Annotated in this window: 22 protein-coding genes and 1 pseudogene; 17 read left to right on the top strand and 6 right to left on the bottom strand. The window is 39.1% G+C overall.

Annotated elements, in window-relative coordinates; translation table 11 throughout:
- Positions 1 to 27: 27 nt before the first annotated feature.
- On the top strand, positions 28 to 645 hold the full coding sequence (locus tag ASF86_RS10055) for a TetR/AcrR family transcriptional regulator (RefSeq protein WP_056481581.1): 618 nt from the start codon (positions 28 to 30) through the stop codon (positions 643 to 645).
- Between the two features lie 116 nt (positions 646 to 761).
- Here the strand turns inward: ASF86_RS10055 and ASF86_RS10050 are convergent, their stop codons facing one another.
- Positions 762 to 1,367 carry a nitroreductase family protein gene (locus ASF86_RS10050; protein ID WP_056481578.1) on the bottom strand — a complete coding sequence of 202 codons (606 nt, stop codon included), beginning with the start codon at positions 1,365 to 1,367 and terminating at the stop codon, positions 762 to 764.
- A gap of 33 nt (positions 1,368 to 1,400) precedes the next feature.
- Positions 1,401 to 2,186, bottom strand: coding sequence for an SDR family NAD(P)-dependent oxidoreductase (locus ASF86_RS10045; protein WP_056481576.1), 786 nt, complete (start codon positions 2,184 to 2,186; stop codon positions 1,401 to 1,403).
- A gap of 122 nt (positions 2,187 to 2,308) precedes the next feature.
- On the opposite strand from ASF86_RS10045, the gene ASF86_RS10040 reads away from it, so the two are divergent.
- Positions 2,309 to 2,875 carry a TetR/AcrR family transcriptional regulator gene (locus tag ASF86_RS10040; protein ID WP_056481573.1) on the top strand — a complete coding sequence of 189 codons (567 nt, stop codon included), beginning with the start codon at positions 2,309 to 2,311 and terminating at the stop codon, positions 2,873 to 2,875.
- Here the strand turns inward: ASF86_RS10040 and ASF86_RS10035 are convergent.
- Positions 2,872 to 4,029 carry a glycerate kinase gene (locus tag ASF86_RS10035; protein ID WP_056481570.1) on the bottom strand — a complete coding sequence of 386 codons (1,158 nt, stop codon included), beginning with the start codon at positions 4,027 to 4,029 and terminating at the stop codon, positions 2,872 to 2,874. The genes ASF86_RS10040 and ASF86_RS10035 overlap by 4 nt on opposite strands.
- Positions 4,030 to 4,242: 213 nt before the next feature.
- Here ASF86_RS10035 and ASF86_RS10030 point away from each other — a divergent pair, with 213 nt between their 5' ends.
- The 3 genes from ASF86_RS10030 to epmA all read left to right on the top strand — a co-directional run bounded on the left by ASF86_RS10030 (position 4,243) and on the right by epmA (position 6,779).
- Complete coding sequence (locus ASF86_RS10030; protein ID WP_056481567.1) at positions 4,243 to 4,635, top strand: YkvA family protein; 393 nt, start codon at positions 4,243 to 4,245, stop codon at positions 4,633 to 4,635.
- 105 nt (positions 4,636 to 4,740) lie between these two features.
- Positions 4,741 to 5,808, top strand: coding sequence for a 4-phosphoerythronate dehydrogenase (locus ASF86_RS10025; protein ID WP_056481566.1), 1,068 nt, complete (start codon positions 4,741 to 4,743; stop codon positions 5,806 to 5,808).
- On the top strand, positions 5,805 to 6,779 hold the full coding sequence (epmA, locus tag ASF86_RS10020) for an EF-P lysine aminoacylase EpmA (protein ID WP_045429395.1): 975 nt from the start codon (positions 5,805 to 5,807) through the stop codon (positions 6,777 to 6,779). Before ASF86_RS10025 ends, epmA begins: the two co-directional genes overlap by 4 nt.
- Before the next feature lie 58 nt (positions 6,780 to 6,837).
- Here epmA and ASF86_RS10015 read toward each other — a convergent pair whose 3' ends face one another.
- Positions 6,838 to 7,827, bottom strand: a complete 990-nt coding sequence (locus tag ASF86_RS10015; RefSeq protein ID WP_056481563.1) for a Tim44 domain-containing protein — start codon at positions 7,825 to 7,827, stop codon at positions 6,838 to 6,840.
- A gap of 82 nt (positions 7,828 to 7,909) precedes the next feature.
- The gene (gene radA / locus ASF86_RS10010) at positions 7,910 to 9,298 is read right to left on the bottom strand and encodes a DNA repair protein RadA (RefSeq protein ID WP_005038799.1); all 1,389 of its coding nucleotides are present in this window, start codon (positions 9,296 to 9,298) and stop codon (positions 7,910 to 7,912) included.
- 487 nt (positions 9,299 to 9,785) lie between these two features.
- On the opposite strand from radA, the gene ASF86_RS10005 reads away from it, so the two are divergent.
- The 5 genes from ASF86_RS10005 (at position 9,786) to ASF86_RS09985 (ending at position 14,389) form a co-directional block, all read left to right on the top strand.
- A complete protein-coding gene (locus ASF86_RS10005) occupies positions 9,786 to 11,192 on the top strand; it encodes an amino acid permease (protein WP_004643801.1) in 1,407 nt (468 codons plus the stop codon).
- A 140-nt stretch (positions 11,193 to 11,332) separates the two neighbouring features.
- A complete protein-coding gene (gene lptM / locus ASF86_RS10000) occupies positions 11,333 to 11,557 on the top strand; it encodes an LPS translocon maturation chaperone LptM (RefSeq protein WP_005038802.1) in 225 nt (74 codons plus the stop codon).
- A 22-nt stretch (positions 11,558 to 11,579) separates the two neighbouring features.
- The gene (gene lysA / locus ASF86_RS09995) at positions 11,580 to 12,830 is read left to right on the top strand and encodes a diaminopimelate decarboxylase (RefSeq protein ID WP_056481560.1); all 1,251 of its coding nucleotides are present in this window, start codon (positions 11,580 to 11,582) and stop codon (positions 12,828 to 12,830) included.
- Positions 12,831 to 12,835: 5 nt separating this feature from the next.
- A complete protein-coding gene (gene dapF / locus ASF86_RS09990; protein ID WP_003650169.1) occupies positions 12,836 to 13,681 on the top strand; it encodes a diaminopimelate epimerase in 846 nt (281 codons plus the stop codon).
- Between the two features lie 102 nt (positions 13,682 to 13,783).
- Positions 13,784 to 14,389: an alpha/beta fold hydrolase gene (locus ASF86_RS09985; protein ID WP_056481557.1), complete on the top strand. Its 606-nt coding sequence runs from the start codon at positions 13,784 to 13,786 to the stop codon at positions 14,387 to 14,389.
- Between the two features lie 48 nt (positions 14,390 to 14,437).
- Here ASF86_RS09985 and ASF86_RS09980 read toward each other — a convergent pair whose 3' ends face one another.
- Complete coding sequence (locus tag ASF86_RS09980) at positions 14,438 to 15,061, bottom strand: LysE family translocator (RefSeq protein WP_056481554.1); 624 nt, start codon at positions 15,059 to 15,061, stop codon at positions 14,438 to 14,440.
- 173 nt (positions 15,062 to 15,234) lie between these two features.
- Here ASF86_RS09980 and xerA point away from each other — a divergent pair, with 173 nt between their 5' ends.
- From xerA to gyrA, 7 genes and pseudogenes are all read left to right on the top strand, one after another.
- Positions 15,235 to 16,128: a site-specific tyrosine recombinase/integron integrase gene (gene xerA, locus ASF86_RS09975; RefSeq protein WP_080595434.1), complete on the top strand. Its 894-nt coding sequence runs from the start codon at positions 15,235 to 15,237 to the stop codon at positions 16,126 to 16,128.
- Positions 16,118 to 16,699: pseudogene (locus ASF86_RS09970) on the top strand (phosphohydrolase). The gene xerA and the pseudogene ASF86_RS09970 overlap by 11 nt, the downstream one beginning before the upstream one ends.
- Positions 16,700 to 17,148: 449 nt before the next feature.
- Entirely contained in the window at positions 17,149 to 17,898 is a 750-nt protein-coding gene (locus ASF86_RS09965) for an electron transfer flavoprotein subunit beta/FixA family protein (RefSeq protein WP_003650176.1), read from the top strand.
- Between the two features lie 17 nt (positions 17,899 to 17,915).
- Positions 17,916 to 18,848 carry an electron transfer flavoprotein subunit alpha/FixB family protein gene (locus ASF86_RS09960; protein ID WP_004643792.1) on the top strand — a complete coding sequence of 311 codons (933 nt, stop codon included), beginning with the start codon at positions 17,916 to 17,918 and terminating at the stop codon, positions 18,846 to 18,848.
- Positions 18,849 to 18,923: 75 nt separating this feature from the next.
- The gene (locus tag ASF86_RS09955; protein WP_171252331.1) at positions 18,924 to 19,766 is read left to right on the top strand and encodes a helix-turn-helix domain-containing protein; all 843 of its coding nucleotides are present in this window, start codon (positions 18,924 to 18,926) and stop codon (positions 19,764 to 19,766) included.
- A 90-nt stretch (positions 19,767 to 19,856) separates the two neighbouring features.
- Entirely contained in the window at positions 19,857 to 20,816 is a 960-nt protein-coding gene (locus ASF86_RS09950; protein WP_056481548.1) for an MBL fold metallo-hydrolase, read from the top strand.
- A 415-nt stretch (positions 20,817 to 21,231) separates the two neighbouring features.
- The gene (gene gyrA, locus ASF86_RS09945; RefSeq protein ID WP_017391817.1) at positions 21,232 to 23,946 is read left to right on the top strand and encodes a DNA gyrase subunit A; all 2,715 of its coding nucleotides are present in this window, start codon (positions 21,232 to 21,234) and stop codon (positions 23,944 to 23,946) included.
- Positions 23,947 to 23,981 lie beyond the last annotated feature (35 nt).

Here is a 23,981-nt window from a genome sequence, read left to right as displayed (position 1 = left end):
GACGGATTTTTGGAAGGATAAAAAATAATGGTAACTATAAGAAAACCAAAACAAAATAGAGCTAAAAACACATTTGAGTCTATAGTGAGTGCAGGATTTATATCTGTTATGAAAAACGGCTTGGACCATACCACTGTACTTAAAGTGTGTGAGATAGCTGGCGTAGGATCGGGAAGTTTTTATGAGTATTTCAAAAATAAAGAAGCACTTTTTATTGAGATGCAGCAGCACTTTATTATGGAAATATCAAAAGTCATTTATGAGGTAATTCCAGAAATTTTGGATTTAGAGATTCCTGAAGCAATCAGAAGAATTTTTTTAAAAATCGGTGAATTTTTGGCGAAGGATAATAATAAATATTTTTATTGGCTCAGTGTTTCTTCTAAATATAGTACTGAAGCAAGTCATGTAAAAGCTGTAAAAGCGATTAATGTATTGGCGATTGAATATGCGATGAAACATCCTGAAGTATTAAAAATCAAAAATTTAAAAATGATGGTTTATATTTTGATTCATTCAAGCATTGCTTTAACGATGAACTTTTTTGCTTCACAAAATATGGGTTTTACTTTTGAAGAGTTAGTTGACTGCTTAATTAATCTTACGATGTCATACATCGAGAATGAGAGGAATAAGGTGGTTTAATTTTCTGTTCGCAAATTTATGATTTTTAGTCCCTAAATGCTTGCCAAATTAAAGGCTTCCAACTATTCATATTAAAATTAAGAAATAGTATGGAAGCCTAAAATCTGACTACAAACTTAGAATGTATTTTTAATAATTACATCATCAAAAGGAAGTTTGCCCACACGTGGGTAAGGCTCGGAGGCTGATTTACCAACTGCAATCATTAAACACACCACATGATCTTCAGGTAAGTTAATTAACTTCGCCATCGCATCAAAGTCGAAGCCATCCATTGGGCAACTGTCTAAACCATGCTCTTGGGCAAGAAGCATCAAGGTTTGAGCAAAAATACCCGCACTACGCATAACTTCGTCACGTTGGGTTTGTGGGCGGTCACGGTAATATTGGTCAATTGCACCAACCATAATATTTTGAACTTCCGGAGAAGCTCCATCCCATACACGTTTAGCATCTGTTTCCCACGAGCTTACTTTCGCGCATAACACAATGAGTAAAGAAGCCTCGGTAACTTGTGGCTGGTCCCATGCAATCGTGCGAATCTTTTGTCTTAACTCAGCATCTTCAATCACAACAGGGCGCCAGTGTTGCAAGTTAAACGCACTTGGAGCATTTGCTAAAACTTCTTGTAATAACTGCTTTTTGTTATCGTCAGAAAGTTGAAATGTAGGGTCAAAGCGTTTAACTGCACGGCGGTTACGGATGGCATCAATAACATTCATAAGATTTTCCTACTTGAGAATTGGGTAGCAGTATTAGTTAGTTTTATAACGTTGGGCTACATCAGCCGAAGAAAAGTTTGGTAGTAATGTGATACGTGATTTTTCAAAATTATTCCATTGATTTTCGTCTTTTAGCACAGGAATTGTGATCGTTTCTTTACGGTCAAAACCAATCAGAGCTGCATCGACCAAATCATTGACATCCATTAATGGTGGAACTTGGCTTAAGTCGATGCCTGAACGTTCCCAAATTTCGGTTTTAGTTGCAGAAGGCAATACCGCTTGAACATGCACGCCATGATCTTTTAACTCTAAATGTAAGCCTTGGCTAAAAAATTGGATGAAAGATTTACTTGCGCCATAAATGGTCGAACCAAATTCAGGAGCTAATCCAAGCACTGAACCTAAATTAATAATAGCGCCTTTACCTTTGCGTAGAAGAGGTTGCGAAATTGCATGAGACAACCGAACAACCGCAGTCATATTTAAAGTAATGAGTTTTTCAATGTCTTTAATATCTTGAGTCAAAAAGTTTCCGTTCAGTGCAATACCTGCGTTATTTACTAAAATTTCAATATCAGCATCATTTTTGAGTACATCTTCAATTTTACTGATGTCTTGATCTTTTGATAGATCGGCTTGAATGAACTCGACTTGAACACCGTATTTTTCTTGAAGGTCTTTTGAGATTTTATCTAAGCGGTTGGTGTCTCGTGCAACCAAGATTAAGTTATGGCCACGTTGAGCAAATCGGTCTGCATAGACAGAACCAATTCCTGACGAAGCTCCTGTAATAAGTACTTTTGATTGAACTGACATGTGATGTCTCCACGCTTTAATTTTAGATGATGACTATAATCTAAAATATACAAGTTTTGATGTCAATCATAATCAATGTATAATTATGAGCGGTAGGGTGAATAAAAAGTGAGTAGGCCAACATGAAAGTCAGTAAAACTCAGGTAAAAGAAAACCGAGAAAAAATTGTTGAAAAGGCGACTCAACTCTTTCGTAACAAAGGCTATGACGGAGTTGGCATTGCCGAATTAATGTCTAGCGCAGGCTTTACTCACGGCGGCTTTTATAAACATTTCACTTCGAAAACAGACCTTGTCTCGATTACCGTTAAGCACGGGCTTGAGCAGATTTTAAAAAGAATAGAAGGTTTAAACTTAACTCAATTTATTCAGCTTTATGTGTCTCGCACTCATCGAGATAACCGAGATTTGGGTTGTACCTTAACAGCATTATCTTGTGATGCTGCACGACAGCCAGACGAAGTAAAAGTCGAATTTGAAGAGGGTATTGAGCAACTTATTCAGTTCATTATGAATGAACGAGCCAAACAAATTTCTTTGGAAAAGCCAGAGTTGAGAAAGCAAGCAATCAACATTCTTGCCCAATCTGTAGGGGCAATTACCTTGTCTCGCGCCTGCCCAGACCAATCCATACTTAGCGATGAAATATTGGAAAGCTGTAAAGAGAGCCTTTTAAAGTTAGCCGATTAAGCTTTTTTATCTTTCAAGCTGGTTTGGCTAAACTTAATTAACCTCGCAATATCCACTGTTCGCTCATAAATGAGTTCTGCTGCTTGTTCGCAGGCTTGTTCTAATATGATTGGACCATTTGTTAGTGAAAAAGCAGCCGTAACACCGTGTTCATAAAGCGCTTGGTAGCCTTCGCCTAAAGTGCCTGCAATCACAATAACAGGTACATTTTTCATTTCTGCGACTCGACTCACACCCAAAACTGTTTTGCCGTTTAAGGTTTGCTGGTCAAATTTGCCTTCACCTGTAATGACCCAATCTGCGCTAGAGATTTTATGAGCAAGCTGATTGAGCTCAGCTACAACTTCAACTCCAGCTTTAAATTCAGCATTTAAATAACTTTTAGCTGCAAAGCCTAAACCACCCGCAGCACCCGAACCCGCTTCATCTCTTTTATCGAAACCAAGAAGTTGTGCAGAGACATCGGCAAAATTGGCAAGGGCCTGATCAAGTAATTGTACTTGAGCAGAGGTAGCACCTTTTTGTGGGCCAAAAATATAAGATGCACCATTTGGACCGCAAAGTGGATTGGTGACGTCGGCAGCCAACACAAAACGTGTCTGCTGAATACGCGGGTCGAAATGCGTTAAATCAATCTTAGACAATGTTTGTAAAGCGAGGCCACCAGCGGGTAAAACGTGTTGGTTTGAGTCTAATAAACGTGCACCTAATGCAGTTAATAAACCAGTGCCGCCATCGTTGGTTGCACTACCACCTACTGTTAAAATGATCTCTTCTACGCCTGCGTCTAAAGCATCTAAAATAAGCTGACCTGTTCCAAAAGTTGTGCTTTGACAGGCATCACGTTCTGAGGGTGGCACTAACTGTATGCCGCTGGCTTGAGCCATTTCAATCATGGCTATTTTTTGTTTTTCTAACCATCCCCATTTTGCTTGAACAGGTTTACCTAAGGGTCCAATTACGGTTGTTTCACGCCATTCACCTTCACAAACTTCTAACACTGCTTCAAGTGTGCCTTCACCCCCATCTGCCATAGGGCATAGAATCGTTTCGGCTTCAGGAAAAACCTCTTGCCATCCTCGAGCAACTGCCTGAGCTACACACAAAGCAGATAGACTGTCTTTAAAAGAATCTGGCGCAATCACAACCTTCATACGTTCTCTAAATCTGTTTTTTTCAATTAATTTATACTGCTTAAAGCAAAAAAAGCCTAGATAATTTGTTTTATGGTCAAGATACTTTAATTTTGCTGTATTACCTGATAGTCAAATTAAGTGGAAATTTACATTTCTATTTTTTTCTAATTTTAAGCTAAGCAGAAGTTTTATACTTTATTATCAGACTTCGGTAGGTCGGAGTGTGTCCCAATGTCTTGGTTGCAGTCTCTAAAAGATTGGGCAAAACATCTAAAAAAACAAATTATTATGCTGTGGTTTGCATCGAAGCACCCGCAAATGCCGTGGTTACCAAAAATTATTGCTGTTGTGGCGGTAGCTTATGCCTTTAGTCCCATTGATTTAATTCCAGATTTTATTCCTATTTTGGGTTTGCTTGATGAAGCTTTAATTTTACCCATACTCATTTGGTTAGCTGCTCGCTTTACGCCCAAACACGTCATTTTAGAGGCGGAACAACAAGCTGAAGAATGGCTTGAACAACAAGAACGCCGTCCTCAAAATTATTTGGTTGCTGTGTTGATTATTCTAGTTTGGATAACTTTGGCTGTGATGGCTTATTTCTATTTTAGCGGTGGTTTATAAGTTCTAAAGGTTCAAGATATAGAGTACTAATTTAAAGGCATTAACATTGTACTTTGCTACAACTCAAAGGATAATAACGTTTTTATAAGCTATGAGTTGCAGACAATGAAAATCGTCGCAGATGAAAATTTGGCATTTACCGATTACTTTTTTTCAGAGTTTGGCGATATTCAACACCATGCAGGGCGTACCTTAACTCATGCAGATATAAAAGATGCTCAAGCTTTATTGGTTCGCTCGGTAACAGCAGTTAACGAGAGTTTAATCCGAGACACTTCAATAAAATATGTAGGTAGTGCCACAATTGGGACCGATCATTTAGATATTCCAGCTTTAGAAAAACAAGGAATTACGTGGGCAAATGCGGCAGGTTGTAATGCACAGGCAGTTGCTGAATATGTAATTACTGCTTTACTGCATTTAGATGCCAACCTTTTAGAACAACAAGAAAAATTTACCTTGGGCATTGTTGGGCTTGGAAACGTGGGTAAACGTTTAGCATATATGGCTCAGTTGCTTGGCTGGCGTGTGATTGGCTTTGACCCATATGTACAGTTAGATTCAATTGAAAATGTAAGCTTAGAAATGCTCTTGCAACAAGCGAATGCAATTTCAATTCATGTGCCTTTAACTAAAAATGGTGAGCATGCGACGTATCACCTTTTTGATGAGCAAGCGTTTGCAGCACTTCAACCTAATACAATTTTAATTAATAGTGCGCGTGGCCCAGTCGTTAAAGAAGCGGCTTTAATCGAAGATATTCAGCGTACAAAACGTAAAGTCGTGCTCGATGTATTTGAACATGAGCCAGTCATATCAGAAGAGCTTATAAACATGTTGGCTTTGGCAACACCGCATATTGCTGGTTATAGCCTTGAAGGGAAGGCCCGCGGTACACAAATGATTTATGAAGCGTTTTGCCAAAAGTTTGGATTCGATATAAATAAGCGTTTCGAAACACAATTGCCTGCATGTGACGACTATTTTTCAGGTCATGATTTAAAAGCTGTGTTAAAGCAAAAATTAACTCAAATTTATGATATTGCACAAGACGATGCCAACATACGTGCTTGCATTAAAGACGGCAAAGTAGAGCAAAAAGCATTTGATTTATTACGTAAGAACTATCCGCTACGTCGGGAATGGGCAGCCCATGGAGGGCCACAGGCATGAGTTTAAGTTATCAACCTACTTGTTCAATTGATGCCTTAAAAGCACGTGCCAAGCTCTACACCCAAATCCGCCAGTTTTTTGCAGAACGTGGCGTCATGGAAGTTGAAACACCGATTGTTTCACAAGCAGGCGTAACTGATGTGCATTTAGCTTCTGTGCAGGCTTTGCGTCATATAAATGGCAAATTGCAAACTCAATATTTACAAACTTCGCCAGAGTTTGCCATGAAACGGTTACTGGCGAGTGGTAGTGGGCCGATTTACCAGATTTGTAAGGTTTTTCGAGATGATGAACATGGGCGTAAACACAATAGTGAATTTACAATGCTCGAATGGTACCGCCCGAGTTTTGATCTAAAAGCTTTAATGCATGAAACCGCCGATTTATTGCAAAGCTGTTTGCAGCATCGTTTTGGTGAAGTTCGTCCGTTTATTCTAAGTTATAAACATGCCTTTCAGGACCGTTTAGACATTAACCCATTACAAGCAACGTTGAAGCAACTCAAAGATACGGCAAATCGTGTGGGCTTAAACCTTGATTTAGGTGACGACCGTTTAGCTTATATCGATTTATTATTCTCGCATTTTGTTGAACCAAGTTTGGGGTTTGATGCCCCCGTCTTTTTAACTGACTTTCCACCAGAAATGGCATCTTTGGCAAAGGTAAAACTAGATGAAGATGGAGAAGAAGTTGCCGCTCGCTTTGAGGTTTATATTGAAGGTTTAGAGCTGGCAAATGCCTATGATGAATTGCTTGATGCAGAGGTGTTACGTTCACGCTTTGAAGCAGACAATGCGGAGCGGGCTAAGCAAGGCCTTCATGTTATGCCTTTAGATGAACACCTATTAGCTGCTTTACCTCATATGCCAGAATGTTCGGGAATTGCTTTAGGTATAGACCGCTTACTCATGGTTGCAATGGATCAGGTCAAAATTGAAAAAGTCATTACATTTCCAGCAGATATTGCTTAAAAACTAACAAATAAAAAAGCCACAATAGTGTGGCTTTTTTATTTAGAGCTTATTCAATTTAAGCTTGTTGAATACCTGCAACTACCCAGTCTTGCTGAGAGCCAGCAGGTTTAACAAAGTGCCAGATTTCAGTAAATGGTTGTGGCAAGCTGTTTAAATCTTCACTCACATTACCTGTGAAGCGTACGCTCACAACGTATTGACCATTTTCAGTCGCACTGTCTACAACCATCGCATTAAGATTGCTAAATTCAGCAACGTCTTGATCTTGGTTTTCCATGATGTCGTTATACATAGAAGTATAAAGTTCTGGTGTTAAGTAACGGCGAATTTCTTCAATGTTACTTGCAGTATTCATCGATTGGATGTGATTAAAACGTTGACGTGCGATACGCAAGAACGCAGCTGGTTCACTACCATCTGGAAGTTGGTTGCCATTGCTGGTTGTTACACCGCCAAAAGGAGCTTGGGTTGCAGCGCCACCAGCCACAGACTGACCAAAGATGTTTGTATTATCCCCAGCATTACGTGGTGTCGCTTGTGGTGCAGCAGAACGGCCAAATGGGTTTTGACCGCCGTTGTTTGGTGCGTAAGGATTATTACCCGCTAATTTTTTTTTTGCGCCCAATTTGCGGAATACAAAAAAGGCTAAAGCTGCTGCAAGTAATACCCAAATCCAGCCAGGAATTCCGCCTTTCTTCTCTTCTTGTGCTTGAGCAGCTTGGTCTGTTCCAGCTTGAGTTGCTTGATGTTCAGTTGATGTTGGTTTGTCATCAGCTAAAGCATTTGCTGCAACAGCACCTACGGCAGCACCAGCCACACCAGCTGCAACCATTGAACCAACGCCTGGACCAGATCTTTGAGGTGCAGTAGCAGGTTGTTGAGCAGGAGTCACTTGACGAGGTTGTTGATAAGACTGGCTTGAAGTAGTCGAGCGTGCCATACCGTGGCTTTTACCACCACCTGCACGTTTAGCTTCAGCAAGAGGCGAAATTGCTAAAGCAGCCATTAAAATACCGGTAATCAAGCCACGCTGGTGTACTTCCATAGGAAATTCCTGTTTAAAATTAAATTGTAATAGTATTTATGAAGGTATTTGCGCTAAATTTCAACTATAAAAGTATGTTTTTTTATGTCAATTCATCACTAAGTTGCATTGCTTCGGTCAATGCTTCATGCAGGCGGGCAACCGCAATGACTTGTACGCCTGGAATTGCTTTTTGCGGCGCATTACCTCTAGGTAAAATGACATATTTAAAGCCATGTTTTGCAGCTTCTTTTAAACGTTCTTGACCATTAGGGACTGGACGAATTTCACCCGAAAGACCAACTTCGCCAAAAACTGCAAGTTGTTGGGGTAGGGCTTTAGTGCGTAGACTTGAAGCACATGCTAACAAAACTGCTAAATCGGAACCTGTTTCAGTAATTTTTAAGCCACCCACAATATTGACATAGACGTCTTGTCCTGTGGTTTGGACACCGCCATGACGATGCATTACAGCAAGTAGCATGTTTAAACGGTTTTGTTCAAGACCTAATGCGACACGTCGTGGTTGGCCTTGTGCATCGTCAACTAAAGCTTGTACTTCGACTAAAAGAGGGCGGGTCCCTTCACGGCTAATCATGACAATTGAACCGGGGATCGCTTCATCATAACGACTCAAGAAAATGGCAGAAGGGTTAGCAACTTCACGTAGCCCTTTATCTGTCATGGCAAATACACCCAGTTCATTGACCGCACCAAAACGGTTTTTAACAGCACGAATCATTCGATAGCGTGAGTCGGATTGACCTTCAAAGTAAAGTACACAATCCACCATGTGCTCTAAAACACGAGGGCCAGCAAGTGCACCTTCTTTGGTCACATGACCAACAAGAAATAGCGCCGTGCCACTATTTTTTGCATAACGTGTAAGTAATGCAGCAGATTCACGAATTTGAGAAACACCACCTGGTGCCGATTGAAGTGTTTCGGTGTAAAGCGTTTGAATAGAATCTAAAATAGCTACCGCAGGCTTTTCTTGTTCTAAAACCTCACAAATTCGTTCTACACAGGTTTCGGCCATGGCTTTTAATTTGTCAGTAGGCAAATCAAGACGTTGAGCACGTAGAGCAACCTGAGATAAAGATTCTTCACCCGTAATATAAAGTGCAGAGCTTTTCGCGCTTGCCATGTGGGTCGCTGTTTGTAACAGAATGGTCGATTTACCAATACCGGGGTCACCGCCGATTAGCACAACTGAACCGGTAACTAAGCCTCCGCCAAGTACACGATCAAATTCGCTAATCCCTGTCTGTAAGCGGGTTTCATGGGAAACTGAGACTTTATTGAGTGTTGTAATATTGGCGGCTTGGCCTGCATAGCCCCCAGTTTTGGGACGTGCTCGGTGTGCAGTGGTAGGCTCAAGTTTGACTTCAGTCAAAGAATTCCATTCACCACACTCTGAACATTGACCTGCCCATTTAAGGTGGTCGGCACCACATTGTTCGCAACGGTAAACAGTTTTGACTTTGCTCATATTCGACTTCAGTTAAAAACTTCTTAATTAATAGTAGAAACGGAGTATAACAAAACCAAAATAGAGAATCAGTTTTGAAGTGGAATACATTTTGCTTAATTTAAAATAACGAAAATATCAGGTCATTGTCATGTGTTAGATAATTTAAAAGATTAAGGTCGAGAAGGGGTGTTTTTAATAAACAGATGAAGGACTGAAATGAAATTGAATATTAGAAAAACGGTCAATTGAGTCGTCTTTTTAATTTAAAAATCAGACAAGTTCAAGTCATGTTTTTAGACCGTAAAGTGCGTTGTATTGCTATGGGCTTGTGCGTATTATCAGATTTAATTGTATGTAGCTTGAAATCATCAGCAATACAGATAAAAATCGGTTAGCTGAAAAGTTATCAAAAATATACATTTAAAAGATACCTGCAAATGGTGCGATATCGTCTTTTTGATTTTAGCTAACGGACTAAAAAAAATTACTGGAGTGTATTGATAAGATGTCGAATCAAAATCTGAGTGAGTCTCATGAACAAGGTGAGCTCCATCGTAGCCTCTCAAATCGGCATTTACAGCTGATCGCGATTGGCGGTGCAATTGGTACGGGATTGTTTATGGGATCGGGCAAAACAATTAGTCTTGCTGGCCCCTCAATCTTATTTATTTACCTGATCATTGGTGTGATGGTGTTTTTTGTCATGCGTGCGCTTGGCGAACTACTTCTTTCAAATTTGGCCTACAAATCATTTATTGATTTTACAACAGATTTAATTGGCCCATGGGCAGGTTATTTTGTAGGCTGGACGTATTGGCTATGCTGGATCACAATTGGTATTGCCGATCTGTCTGCAATTATCTATTACTTACAATTCTTTAATAATGGTCTACCTTTCTCGCCTGTCGAAGGTGCCATGATCAGTGTTGCGGCCATCGTATTCATTATGGGTTTGAACTTGTTAACAGTTCGCTTGTTTGGTGAATTGGAGTTTTGGTTTGCGCTTATTAAGATCCTTGCAATTATCATTTTAATTGCTGTGGGTTTATGGATGATCTTTACAGGCTTTACCTCGACTACTGGTGAAGTGGCATCCTTTACTCATTTGTGGGCCAATGGTGGTTTCTTCCCAACAGGGGTGCATGGTTTCTTAGCAGGCTTCCAGATTGCGATTTTTGCTTTCGTTGGTGTAGAGCTGGTTGGAACAACGGCTGCGGAAACTAAAGATCCTGAACGTAATTTGCCTAAAGCAATTAACTCAATTCCAATTCGTATCATTATTTTCTATGTGTTCGCATTAATTATTGTAATGTCAGTAACACCATGGAATCGAATTGATCCAGCCATCAGTCCATTTGTAAATTTGTTTAGTCAAGCAGGTGTTGCAGCAGCAGCAATCTTGATGAACTTAGTCGTATTGTCATCAGTGATGTCATCAATGAACAGTGGCGTGTTTTCAACAAGTCGTATGTTATTTGGTCTATCACGTGAAGACCAAGGACCTAAAGCTTTTGGTAAGTTGAACAAACGTGCAGTACCTGCAAATGCATTGTATTTCTCTGCTGCGTGTTTATTGTTAGGTGCGGCTTTACAGTATTTTGTTCCAAATACCGTTGAGGCGTTTACGCTTGCAACAACACTTTCAACGATTCTGTTCATTTGTGTGTGGTTGTTAATTATCTGGAGTTACATCCGCTATTACACTACGCGCCCTGAACTACATGCCAAATCAACATTTAAATTACCGGGTGGTTTATTTACATGTTGGATCACCATTATTTTCTTTGTTGGCATGATTTATGTATTGTCTTTAGAGCCTGACACATTTAAGGCGCTTAAGGTAAGTCCAATCTGGTTTATTATCTTGCTCATTGGTTATTTCTTCTTCTATAAACCACGCAATAAAAAATAATTAAACTTATTTGGTTATGACTAAACGCCAGCTGAAAAGCTGGCGTTTTTTATGCATATTGTTTTTCTCTTTAAGTTTACTCTTTAGCCGCTTGCATGATCACGGTATACTGCATCGAATTGTTTAAATCAGGTGCTCAGATGCGTCGTGTCATTTGCCTCATCAGTTTATTGAGCAGCAGTGTTTTGCTTAGTGCTTGTGGTCAGTCAGGAGTATTACAACTACCTTCTGATCCAAATTATGACAAACGTGCAAAATACTTGCTCTATCGTAATAAAGAACCAAAACAAGTTGTGCAAAACGATGAAAAGGCTGAACAGTCAGCCGAATCTTCAACAGCTCCAACCCAAACAACATCACCTTAAGCTTTGAAATAAGGACACATTCATGAGTTTCACCCGCATTAATGGAGTATTGCACGCAGAGCAATGTTCTCTGGAGCAGCTTGCGCAGCAATTTGGCACACCGTTGTATGTTTATTCAAAAACAGCTTTTGAAAAACATTATCTAGATATGGATCGTGCTTTTGACTTTATTGATCATCAAATCTGTTTTGCGGTGAAATCTAACTCAAATTTAGCTGTTCTTAATGTATTGGCAAAACTTGGTGCGGGTTTTGATATCGTATCTGGTGGTGAGCTTGCACGTGTTTTAAAAGCGGGTGGGGATGCATCTAAAATTGTTTTCTCGGGTTTAGGTAAAACCGAAGTTGATATTGAAACATCGTTAAATGTAGGTATTGCTTGCTTTAACGTAGAGTCATACGCAGAACTAGACCGTCTTCAAAAAGTTGCGGCTCGTTTGGGTAAGAAAGCTCCGATTTCTTTACGTGTAAATCCTGATGTAGATGCAAAAACACATCCTTATATTTCAACAGGTCTTAAAGAAAATAAATTTGGTATTCCAAGTGATACCGTTTATGAAACTTATCAATATGCTGCATCTTTACCCAACCTTGAAATTATTGGGATTGACTGCCACATCGGTTCGCAATTAACCGAGACTAAGCCATTTGTTGATGCTTTAGATCGTGTCATGTTGATGATTGATGAATTAAAAAAACTTGGCATCAATCTTAAACATATTGATATTGGCGGTGGTTTAGGCGTTTGTTATAAAGATGAGACGCCACCAAGTGTTGAAGAATATGCCAACTCAATGAAACCTGCTTTAGAAAAGTTAGGTCTCAAGGTTTATATGGAGCCGGGCCGTAGCATTAGCGCAAATGCAGGCGTGCTTTTAACAAAAGTTGATTTGCTTAAACCAACGAGCCACCGTAACTTTGCCATTATTGATGCCGCAATGAACGATTTGATTCGCCCTGCATTATATGAAGCGTGGATGGATATCCAACCTGTGGTACCAAGTTCAGATACTGAAGAAAAAACTTGGGATCTTGTTGGTGCAATCTGTGAGACAGGTGACTTCATTGGTAAAGATCGTTCATTGGCTTTAAAAGAAAATGACTTGTTAGCTGTTCTCGGTGCTGGTGCTTATGGTTTTGTAATGAGTTCAAATTACAACACACGTGGACGTGCCGCTGAAGTAATGGTATCAGGCGATAAAGCTCATTTGATTCGTGAACGTGAAACAGTTGAATCCCTTTGGGAAAAAGAACGTTTATTGCCTGAGGAGTAAATGAGATGTTATTAGAATTTACTAAAATGCATGGCTTAGGCAATGACTTTATGGTGGTTGATCTGATTAGCCAGCGTGCTTATTTAGATACAGAAACAATTCAACGCTTAGCTGACCGTCATTTTGGGATTGGTTTTGATCAGCTTTTAATTGTTGAACCACCAGATTTACCAGAAGCAGATTTTAAATATCGTATTTTTAATGCTGATGGTTCTGAAGTTGAACAGTGTGGTAACGGTGTCCGTTGTTTTGCTCGTTTTGTACATGAGCGTCATTTAACGAGCAAAACCAATATTACTGTTCAAACCAAAGCCGGTATTGTAAAGCCAGAACTGGGGCAAAATGGTTGGGTACGCGTGAATATGGGTTACCCGAAATTTTTACCAAATGAAATTCCATTTGTTGCTGAACAACCGGAAGCTTTATATACACTTGAGTTAGCCAATGACCAAAACATTAGTATTGATGTGGTCAATATGGGCAATCCTCATGCCGTAACGATTGTTCCTGATGTACTCACGGCAGATGTCGCTGGTATTGGTCCACAAGTTGAGTCACATAAACGTTTTCCTGAGCGTGTGAATGCTGGTTTTATGCAAGTAATTGATGAAAACCATGTGCGCCTTCGTGTATTTGAACGTGGTGTAGGTGAAACACTTGCATGTGGTACAGGTGCTTGTGCTGCTGCGGTAAGTGGCATGCGCCGTGGCTTACTTGCTAATTCTGTAGAAGTTGAATTGGCTGGCGGTAAATTGCAAATCGAATGGCAAGAAGGCGATGTGGTCTGGATGACTGGTCCAACAACCCATGTGTATGATGGGCGTTTGGATTTACGTTATTTCCAAGGCTAATAGCGTTACCTAAATAGAAGCCTCTTTTCATCAACTAAACTGATAAAAGAGGCTTTCTTTTATATGTACAATAATATTTGATTTAACTACTTTATAAGAAATATGAATAATTTAATTTTCCTTCCCGGTGCTTCAGGAAGTATTAGTTTTTGGCATCCATTAATTGAAAAACTACCTCAGCAGTATCATACAAAAATTATTGGTTATCCGGGCTTTGGAGATACACCAGAATCTGTAGAGGTTAAAAATTTTAAAGACTTAACAAACTATGTTCTTAATCAAATTAATGATGAGTCTGTAATTATTGCTCAATCTATGGGAGGAATTTTTGCTGTTGCCGCAGCGTTGCAAAAACCTCAACTGGTTAAAGGGCTGGTCTTGATTGCAACTTCTGGTGGAATCAATCTTGAAAGATTCAATGTACAAGATTGGCGTGAAGCATATCGCCAAGCATTTTTAAAATATCCAGATTGGTTTGTTACTACCAATATTAACTATGAAGAATTTTTGTCAGATATAAGCATCGAAACTTTACTAATTTGGGGCGACCAAGATCCAGTGAGTCCAGTTGAAGTGGGGACATACTTAAATCAGATATTTAAAAGTTCAACATTGCATATTGTTAAAGGGGGAGATCATCAGTTGGCAGAAAAATATGCAGATGAAGTTGTAATCCAAATAAAAGACTATTTAAAAAAGCTGAAGTAACTCTTTAAGTTATATTAAGCGTGCTAGGTGCCAGCACGCTTTTTAGGTTTACTTTTTGCTCAAAGCCAATTTCAAAGCAAACAACACAAAAATACTGCCTGTAATACGGTCCATATATTTCACAAATTTAGGTTGCTTTAGATAACGCGACAGTGGTTGCATAGCCAAAATTAATAGAGTTGACCATAACATTCCAATTACTACATGAATCATCACTAGCCCCATGACCCAAGTGACAGCCGATGCTTGCGGTGGAATAAATTGGGGAAGAAATGAAATATAAAAAATGCCGACTTTAGGATTAAGTAAATTACCCAAAAAACCTTTAATGAACCAATTTTGTGAAGTGGGTATATTTGAATTACTCCCTTGCATATCTGTAAGTTGACTACGCGGTTTTAAAATCATATTCAAACCCAGCCATGCAAGATAAGCGGCCCCCATCCATTTCAATATATTAAAAGCTAAATCAGAAGCCATGAGCAAAGCACCCAGACCGCAAGCAACCACGATTCCCCACGCAATACAACCAAGGCTAATGCCTACTGCTGCTTGGAATGCTTTGGATTTACCTTCAAGTGTAGCGGTACGAATAATTAAAGTCGTATCTAGACCAGGGGTAAGCGTAAGTAAGGTAATTGCAAGTAGATAGGGTATGAGTATGGTGGTCATGGCAGCAAGGTTCCGACAAATACTTGAGCTAAAGTGTAATACATATATAAGGTAGTTAGTTGTTATGCTGTAAGATCTCAATTTTCCTGATCAACTACTTTTTGGTACACTGAAAAAATAAAATGAGCAAATAAATGGAGAGCAATTTGGATTTTGCATTACAACTGCTCTCAATGTGGTTAAAAGAAAGAAAAATTCAGAACCAGTCTGAGCATACGATTACTGCTTATGAAAGAGATGTTAAAAGCTTTCTTGAGTTTTGTGATCTCAAACAAATTGATTTAAGAAATGTTGAAGCTTCAGATTTGCGTGAATATTTGGCCCAGCGTGTTGAGCAGGACCAGTTAAGTTCAAGTAGTATGCAGCGTCATCTCACTTCCATTCGCCAGTTCATGAAATGGGCTGAACAAGGAAAATATCTAGAAATTAACCCTACAGATGACTTTAAACTAAAACGTCAGCCTAGACCCTTGCCCGGTATGATCGACATAGAAACGGTTAATCAGATTTTAGATCAACCTATGCCTGAAAAACCGATTGATCAGCAACTGTGGTTACGTGATAAAGCTATGTTGGAGTTGCTTTACTCAAGTGGTTTGCGTCTGGCTGAACTGCAAGGTTTAACAATTAAAGATATAGATTTTAATCGGCAACTGGTGCGTATTACAGGTAAAGGAAATAAAACCCGTATTGTACCATTTGGAAAAAAGGCGAAAGAAAGCCTATTGAATTGGTTAAAAATTTACAAAATCTGGAAAGGCCATTTTGATCAAAATGCTTTTGTTTTTATTTCTCAAAGAGGTGGTGTATTAACCCCACGTCAAATCGAGAAGCGTGTAAAGCTTCAAGCGCAAAGAGCCGGTGTGAATGTAGATTTACATCCTCATTTATTGCGGCATTGTTTTGCTAGCCATATGTTATCAAGTAGTGGTGATTTACGATCGGTGCAAGAAATGTTGGGGCATAGTAATTTGTCTACCACACAAATTTATACGCATATTGATTTTGATCATTTGGCGCAAGTCTATGATCGAGCTCATCCAAGAGCACAAAAGAATGAACACTAAAGAACGTTTGATTTTATCACTTGATCAAGATGCATTTAGACAATGTAGTATCTTGATTGAGACAATTTTGAAGGAATATCAAACTATTATTGATAGAGATTATCAAGGATACTTAAATCACTGTAAACGTGTTGCCGCATGTTGTTTAATATTAAGCCAAGATAGTCGTGAAGATACTATACGTAAAATAGCGATTGCTGTTGCCTTTCATGATATTGGGATATGGACAAGTAAAACAATTGATTATTTAGAGCCATCCGTCAAAGTGATGTTAAGTTATCTTACTTTGCATCGGTTATTAGATTGGTAAATAGAAATAACATTGATGATTACAGAGCATCATAAATTAACAAGGACAAAGTGTTCAGAATATCCATTGGTTGAATATTTTAGACAAGCTGATTATACAGATTTTTCTTTAGGCTTATTTCGTTCAAATATTTCAAGAAGCGAGTTTAAAAAGTTAACGAGTCAATATCCAAACGCTGGATTCCATAAAACTCTAGTTTGTTTAGGGCTAAAACGTTTTTTACAAAAGCCTTGGAGTCCATTACCTATGTTTAAATGGTAGTTTAATCTTTTGTTTTCAATAGAAATATATGCTGAAAGATAAGTTGGTAATAGGCGATTACTTTTTATTTTTTTCAATATTTATTTTATGTATGTTCTTACTTTATTGCCAGTTTTTCAGAGTACTTTAAGTACTTTCATTGGGTGAGAAAATGATGTTTTTGTTGTTTTTCTCCTCACTAGAATTAAAGGGTTTTAAGCTGCCATATTTTTTAAAATATCAAGAAATTCAAGGTTTAAAATTTGTTTGGCTTATTTGCTAAATTCATTGAGTGAATAAGCAATTTGAATTAGTGAACTGGGCATTTCATCTTTTTTATAGCAGTAGCGGAAATTGTGACTTGACCGAAATGCCAAACACATTGCAAGATAGGGTACCTAAAAAATTTTAATTGAAGAGTTAATATACTTTTCTCAACATTTACTTTTGCTAGAACAGCCGAGGATTACATGAAGGCTCTTGTTGCTGTAAAACGCGTGGTTGATGCCAACGTCAAAGTTCGTGTTAAGCCGGACAATAGTGGGGTTGACCTTACTAACGTTAAAATGTCAATTAACCCATTTTGTGAAATCGCAGTGGAAGAAGCGGTTCGCTTAAAAGAAAAAGGAACAGTATCAGAAATCGTTGTTGTTTCTGTTGGTCCTAAAGAAGCTCAAGAACAAATCCGTTCTGCAATGGCTTTGGGTGCAGACCGCGGTATTTTGGTTGAAACCACTGATGAAATTGGCGCTTTAGAAGTTGCTAAAATTTTAAAAGGTGTTGTTGATGCTGAAAAACCAGAACTTATCCTTCTTGGTAAACAAGCAATTGATGATGACTCTAACCAAGTAGGTCAAATGCTTGGCGCATTATTAGGTGCGGGTCAAGGTACATTCGCTTCTGAAGTGAAAGTTGATGGCGGCAAAGTACAAGTAACTCGTGAAGTTGACGGTGGTTTACAAACTGTTGAACTGGCACTTCCTGCAATCATTACAACTGACTTGCGTTTGAATGAGCCACGTTATGCAGCTTTGCCTAACATCATGAAAGCTCGTAAGAAGCCACTTGATACTAAATCTCCTGCTGATTATGGCGTTACAGCTGGTACTAAGCTTAAAACTGTTAAAGTTGAAGCTCCAGCAGAACGTAAAGCTGGCGTACAAGTGAAATCTGTAGATGAGCTTGTTGAAAAATTGAAAAATGAAGCGAAAGTGATCTAATACGGAAGGATAAAATCATGAGTATTTTAGTTATCGCTGACCACAACAACCAAGTACTTAACGGTGCTACTTTAAACGTTGTTGCTGCAGCACAAAAAATCGGTGGTGATATTACTGTATTAGTTGCTGGTTCTGGTGCTCAGGCAGTTGCTGATGCTGCTGCTAAAGTTGCTGGTGTAAGCAAGGTTTTACTTGCTGACAACGCTGCTTATGCAAACCAGTTAGCTGAAAACGTAGCTGCTTTAGTTGCTGATTTGGCTAAAGGTTACAAATACGTATTAGCTGCTTCTACAACGACAGGTAAGAACATTCTTCCACGTGTTGCTGCTCTTCTTGATGTAAGCATGATCACAGACATTATTTCTGTTGAATCTGCTAACACATTCAAGCGTCCGATCTATGCAGGTAACGCGATTGCTACTGTTCAATCTGACGAAGCAATCATTGTTGGTACAGTTCGTGGTACAGCATTTGATCCAGTAGCTGCTGAAGGTGGTTCTGCTACCGTTGAAGCAGTAAGTGAAGCGAAAGATGCAGGTATTTCTAATTTTGTATCTGAAGAAATCGTGAAACTTGACCGTCCTGAATTGACAGCTGCTCGCATTGTTGTTTCTGGTGGTCGTGGTGTAGGTTCTGGTGAGAACTACCATAAAGTACTTGATCCATTAGCTGACAAGCTTGGTGCAGCACAAGGTGCTTCACGTGCGGCAGTTGATGCAGGTTTTGTACCTAACGACTTCCAGGTTGGACAAACTGGTAAGATCGTTGCACCTGACCTTTATGTTGCTGTAGGTATTTCTGGTGCGATCCAGCATTTGGCTGGTATGAAAGATTCTAAAGTTATTGTTGCAATCAACAAAGACGAAGAAGCACCAATCAACAGTGTTGCTGACTACTGGTTAGTTGGTGATTTGAACACTGTAGTACCAGAGTTGGTAAGCAAGTTGTAATTTACAGCTTGTCACCTATTCAAAAACGCCCTTGTGCTATAAATAGCCAAGGGCGTTTTTATTTAGATCATCATTATGAATATCAATTTTTCTACTTCCGTAGAGGCTCATCAGTTGCATCAATCACTTGTGAGATTGGCAAGGGCAGATATGGCGCGAGATTATTTGTGTATTCGATCTAAAAATCAGCATGGTCTGTCAAATATTAAAGTGAACCAGTTGCACATGGGCATCATTTTGCATGGTCAACAACAACTAAATATCCAAACAACAAAAATCAATTTAAGTGCTGGCCAGCTGTATATCGTGAAACCCGATACGATTATTGATGCAGTTAATCTGCCAGATCCAGTGACAGGTGAATATTTAACTATTCTTGTACCCATGTGTGAAGAGGTGATTCAAGCTGCACAGATGATTTGGGCTAAACCAGTTATAGATAAAACTGGAGCCATATTAAAATTTTCAATCGATGATTTTGCTACACATCTAGCTGAGTGGCAGACGGCTTTGTTTGATAATGATCTGGTGAAAGCCCGTTTATGCATTGCTTCTATACTGGTACAGTTATGCCAACAGCATTATTCAGATGTATTAATTCTACCTCCACCTAAATTGGCAAAAATAATTCATGATTGGGTGATAGATAATCCAGAACACCATTGGCAATCGAGTGAGATTGAAATGCGTTTAAGTGTAAGTAGTGCAACACTTCGCCGCAAACTTAAGCATGAAGAAACGTCCTTAAGAGAAACAATTACTCATGCACGCCTTGCTTATGCACTTGAGCTGTTATATTCAAATAAATTGCCCATGAAAACTATTGCAGCAAAATCGGGTTACCAATCTGTTTCTATCTTTCGTGAACGTTTTATGCAGCGTTATGGTGTAGATCCGACTGTGCTTGCTGTCGAATAATTCAATTTGAGCGATTCACACAGATTTTTGAGCGATTTAGATAGATAAAAATGGATAGAGTTGAGGTATTAAAATACCAAGGATTCTATTGTGAAATCATTAAAATCAATTGCGATATTATTGCTAGCAAGCGCCAGTGTTATCATACATGCTCAACAAAACTCCAGCGTTCATCAGGTTGATGGTTATTTTTTACAACCTGTAGGCAATCTCAAAGTAACAGCATTATTCGATGGAGAACTAGGATTACCTCGTAGTGATTTATTGGGTATTTCAGCTGAAAAAGCGAATCAGTTGTTTACAGAAAATTTTGTTCCTGTAGATGAACATAATCAGATTGTCACAGATTTCTCTGCTTACCTTGTACAAACACCTACACAAAACATTTTAATTGATGCAGGTACCGCAAAATGTTTTGGTCCAACCTTGGGGTATGTACGTGAAAATTTGAAGAAGGCGGGGGTACAGCCTGAAAAAATAGATACGATCTTGATTACACATGCTCATCCTGATCATTTATGTGGAATTACGCTAGATGGCAAAATGGCTTATCCGAATGCCAAAGTGTATTTAGCTAAAGAGGATGTGGACTACTGGACATCGACTGTTAATGAAGCAAAAGCCACTGATTTTTTTAAGCCAATATTTAAAATGACCAGAGATGCATTAAAGCCTTACCAGGAGGCTGGTCGATTGATTGCTTTTACTAAAGCTTCTTTTAACGTACCTAATGTTCAACTCATAACGACTCATGGGCATACGGAAGGTCATTCATCTTATTTGGTAGATGGGCAGAAAGGGCAAAAGTTCTTAGGTTTAGGTGATGTTGTACATTATGCGGCAGTACAATTTCCTTACCCCGAGGCAAGTTATAAACCTGATACTGACTCTAAACATGCGGTAGCAGTCCGTAAAAGTATTTTTGAGCAAGCCTATAAAAACCAATGGTGGGTGGGGGCGGCACATGTTGCTTTTCCTGGCATAGGACATATTGGTAAAAATTCAAAAGGATATCAGTGGGTTCCTGTTCAATATCGACCTGTAAAATAAAAACTCTAAAATGATTTTTAAAGAAATCAGAAGAATAATAGATTTGACTAAAAACAAGAATGTTCAAGCTAAATATCGTTGAACCAAACTAATTAAAAAAGTTTTATTTTTAAGAATAAATAAAAAGTGCTCTCTAGGGAGCACTTTTGTGTTGGTTGTATTTTAGTCGAATTGTGCAGTTTTTAAAAATACATTTAAAAGCAGAAATGTCTAATTTTAACTTGTTAATTCTAATGGAATTTTTATTGTAAAAAAATGCTATTTTCAGATTGTTAAACTCCCAGTTAATGAGCAGTTTGTGCTATAGTATACAGCTATATTTTTTTCGACTTTAGTTCAGTTTTCGGAACTAAATTTTTTGCAAGATCAAGACATATAAGCAGATGGAAATTTCTATCTGTAAGAAGGAGTATGCATGAGCGTATCGGAAATCCGACCGATTGCCATTGAGGATGAACTCAAGCATTCATATTTAGATTACGCGATGAGTGTAATCGTATCTCGTGCATTGCCGGATGTGAGAGACGGTCTAAAACCTGTTCACCGTCGTGTGCTATTTGCCATGCACGAATTGGGCAATGACTATAACAAAGCCTACAAGAAATCTGCACGTGTTGTTGGGGACGTAATCGGTAAATATCACCCTCATGGTGACTCAGCTGTTTATGAAACCATTGTACGTATGGCTCAGGACTTTAGCTTACGTTATTTATTGGTAGATGGTCAGGGTAACTTCGGTTCGATTGATGGCGATAGCGCAGCTGCAATGCGTTATACCGAAGTCCGTATGACAAAGTTAGCGCACGAACTTCTTGCAGATCTAGAAAAAGACACTGTTGACTGGGAAGATAACTACGACGGATCTGAGCGTATTCCTCAGGTGGTTCCGACACGTGTTCCAAACTTGCTAATTAATGGTGCTGCCGGTATTGCTGTTGGTATGGCAACAAACATGGCACCACACAACATGACAGAAGTTGTGAATGCATGTTTAGCCTATGCCGACAATCCGAATATCTCGATTGAAGGATTGATGGAATATATTAGTGGTCCTGATTTCCCTACAGGCGGTATTATTTACGGTAAATCAGGTATTGTTGATGCTTACCGTACAGGTAAAGGTCGACTACACATTCGTGGTAAGTACCATTTCGAAGAAGATGAAAAGACAGGTCGTATAACCATCGTCTTTACTGAAATTCCATATCAAGTTAACAAAGCAAGAGTTATTGAGCGTATTGCCGAGTTAGTTAAAGAGAAAAAACTTGAAGGTATTTCAGAGCTTCGTGATGAGTCTGATAAAGACGGTATGCGTATTGCGATTGACTTGAAACGCGGTGAAAACGCAGAAGTCATTGTAAATAACTTATTCTTAAATACACAGCTTGAAAACTCATTCAGCATCAACATGGTTTGTCTTGACAATGGACAACCAAAATTGATGAATCTGAAAGATATTATTGCGGCATTTATTCGTCACCGCCAAGAAGTAGTGACACGCCGTACCATGTTCGAATTGCGTAAAGCACGTGAACGTGGTCATATCTTGGAAGGCTTAACCGTTGCCTTAGCCAATATTGATGAAATTATCGAAACCATTAAAACTTCTGCTAACCCAGCTGAAGCGCGTGAGCGTTTACTAGCAGGTGAGTGGGCTGGCGGTGGTGTCGTTTCTTTACTCGAAAAAGCTGGTGCTATTTCTGTTCGTCCAGATGAAATCGAAGGTGAAAACCCAGATCGTCCATTTGGCTTGTCTGAATCGATTTATCGTCTATCTCCAACGCAAGTAGGTGCAATTTTAGAATTGCGTTTACATCGTTTAACGGGTCTTGAGCAAGATAAATTACATGCTGAATATACTGAAATTTTAGGTCAAATTGCTGAACTTACGGCAATTCTTAATGATTTCAATTTATTGATGGCTGTGATTCGTGAAGAATTAGCACAAGTTTTACAACAGTATGGTGATGGACGTCGTACGGAAATCATTGAATCGCGTATTGATTTTAGTCGTGAAGATTTAATTCCAGAAGAACAAGTTGTATTAACGGTTTCACAAACAGGCTACGCAAAAACTCAACCGCTTTCTGACTATCAGGCTCAGCGCCGTGGTGGACGTGGTAAGTCTGCAACTTCAATGAAGAGTGATGACTTTATTCAACATCTCATTGTAGCTTCAAACCATGCGACTGTGCTGTGCTTTACTAACGTAGGTAAAGTATATCGCCTTCGCGTATTTGAAGTGCCTCAAGCATCACGTGGTGCAAAAGGCCGCCCGATTATAAACTTGTTACCTTTAGATGCGAACGAAACAGTAACTGCGATCTTGCCGTTAACAGAGTTCCTAGAAAACCATTACGTATTTATGGCAACAGCTTCAGGTACAGTTAAACGTGTTGATTTAGAGCAGTTCTCTAACATTCGTTCAAATGGCTTACGTGCAATTGAACTTAATGAAGAGGATACCTTAATTGGTGTTGCGATTACTGATGGTAATCAGCAAATCATGTTGTTCTCAAATGAAGGTAAGGCAATTCGTTTTGCTGAAACCGATGTGCGTTCAATGGGTCGTACTGCTAAAGGCGTCCGTGGTATGCGCGTTAGCATTGCAAGCAACACTTTAAGTGAAGAAGATGCAGAAATTGAAAATGATGAATCTGATGATAATGAAGATTCAGCAGAGTTAAGTGTAGTAAGTCGCATCGTATCACTTGTTGTTGTTCCTGAAACGGGTGAAGTGCTGTGTGCGAGTGCCAATGGTTATGGTAAACGTACTCCTGTAAATGACTTCCCAACCAAAAAACGTGGTGGTAAGGGTGTTATTGCAATTAAGACAAGTGAACGTAATGGTGAGCTTGTGGGTGCGGTATCTATTGATGAAAGCAAAGAACTGTTGCTTATTTCTGATGGTGGTACATTAGTTCGTACTCGCGCGGCAGAAGTTGCAATGACTGGTCGTAATGCACAAGGTGTACGTCTAATTCGTTTAAGCGAAGAAGAAACCTTGGTGGGTGTTGTGTCTATTGAAGCGGTTGAAGATGAAGAAGAGTTTCTCGAAGGAGAGGTTGATACTTCAGAATTAGATACCGAAGATGCAGTGTCTACGAATGACGATGCATCAGAAGAGTAAGTAGAAATTAAATAAAAAAGGAAGCGTAAGCTTCC

Source organism: Acinetobacter sp. Leaf130, from assembly GCF_001423205.1.
GTDB lineage: Bacteria > Pseudomonadota > Gammaproteobacteria > Pseudomonadales > Moraxellaceae > Acinetobacter > Acinetobacter calcoaceticus.
This window is presented reverse-complemented; position numbering and strand designations above follow the sequence as displayed.

What these genes read in the sequence shown, in the direction of transcription:
- lysA (WP_056481560.1), top strand. Translation starts at nt 11,580, where the DNA reads ATGAGTTTCACCCGCATTAATGGAGTATTGCACGCAGAGCAATGTTCT.
- ASF86_RS10055 (WP_056481581.1), top strand. Translation starts at nt 28, where the DNA reads ATGGTAACTATAAGAAAACCAAAACAAAATAGAGCTAAAAACACATTT.
- ASF86_RS10005 (WP_004643801.1), top strand. Translation starts at nt 9,786, where the DNA reads ATGTCGAATCAAAATCTGAGTGAGTCTCATGAACAAGGTGAGCTCCAT.
- ASF86_RS09955 (WP_171252331.1), top strand. Translation starts at nt 18,924, where the DNA reads ATGAATATCAATTTTTCTACTTCCGTAGAGGCTCATCAGTTGCATCAA.
- lptM (WP_005038802.1), top strand. Translation starts at nt 11,333, where the DNA reads ATGCGTCGTGTCATTTGCCTCATCAGTTTATTGAGCAGCAGTGTTTTG.
- ASF86_RS10035 (WP_056481570.1), bottom strand. Translation starts at nt 4,029, where the DNA reads ATGAAGGTTGTGATTGCGCCAGATTCTTTTAAAGACAGTCTATCTGCT.
- radA (WP_005038799.1), bottom strand. Translation starts at nt 9,298, where the DNA reads ATGAGCAAAGTCAAAACTGTTTACCGTTGCGAACAATGTGGTGCCGAC.
- epmA (WP_045429395.1), top strand. Translation starts at nt 5,805, where the DNA reads ATGAGTTTAAGTTATCAACCTACTTGTTCAATTGATGCCTTAAAAGCA.
- ASF86_RS10045 (WP_056481576.1), bottom strand. Translation starts at nt 2,186, where the DNA reads ATGTCAGTTCAATCAAAAGTACTTATTACAGGAGCTTCGTCAGGAATT.
- ASF86_RS10040 (WP_056481573.1), top strand. Translation starts at nt 2,309, where the DNA reads ATGAAAGTCAGTAAAACTCAGGTAAAAGAAAACCGAGAAAAAATTGTT.
- xerA (WP_080595434.1), top strand. Translation starts at nt 15,235, where the DNA reads ATGTGGTTAAAAGAAAGAAAAATTCAGAACCAGTCTGAGCATACGATT.
- ASF86_RS09965 (WP_003650176.1), top strand. Translation starts at nt 17,149, where the DNA reads ATGAAGGCTCTTGTTGCTGTAAAACGCGTGGTTGATGCCAACGTCAAA.
- ASF86_RS09960 (WP_004643792.1), top strand. Translation starts at nt 17,916, where the DNA reads ATGAGTATTTTAGTTATCGCTGACCACAACAACCAAGTACTTAACGGT.
- ASF86_RS10025 (WP_056481566.1), top strand. Translation starts at nt 4,741, where the DNA reads ATGAAAATCGTCGCAGATGAAAATTTGGCATTTACCGATTACTTTTTT.
- ASF86_RS10030 (WP_056481567.1), top strand. Translation starts at nt 4,243, where the DNA reads ATGTCTTGGTTGCAGTCTCTAAAAGATTGGGCAAAACATCTAAAAAAA.
- ASF86_RS09980 (WP_056481554.1), bottom strand. Translation starts at nt 15,061, where the DNA reads ATGACCACCATACTCATACCCTATCTACTTGCAATTACCTTACTTACG.
- ASF86_RS10050 (WP_056481578.1), bottom strand. Translation starts at nt 1,367, where the DNA reads ATGAATGTTATTGATGCCATCCGTAACCGCCGTGCAGTTAAACGCTTT.
- dapF (WP_003650169.1), top strand. Translation starts at nt 12,836, where the DNA reads ATGTTATTAGAATTTACTAAAATGCATGGCTTAGGCAATGACTTTATG.
- gyrA (WP_017391817.1), top strand. Translation starts at nt 21,232, where the DNA reads ATGAGCGTATCGGAAATCCGACCGATTGCCATTGAGGATGAACTCAAG.
- ASF86_RS09985 (WP_056481557.1), top strand. Translation starts at nt 13,784, where the DNA reads ATGAATAATTTAATTTTCCTTCCCGGTGCTTCAGGAAGTATTAGTTTT.
- ASF86_RS10015 (WP_056481563.1), bottom strand. Translation starts at nt 7,827, where the DNA reads ATGGAAGTACACCAGCGTGGCTTGATTACCGGTATTTTAATGGCTGCT.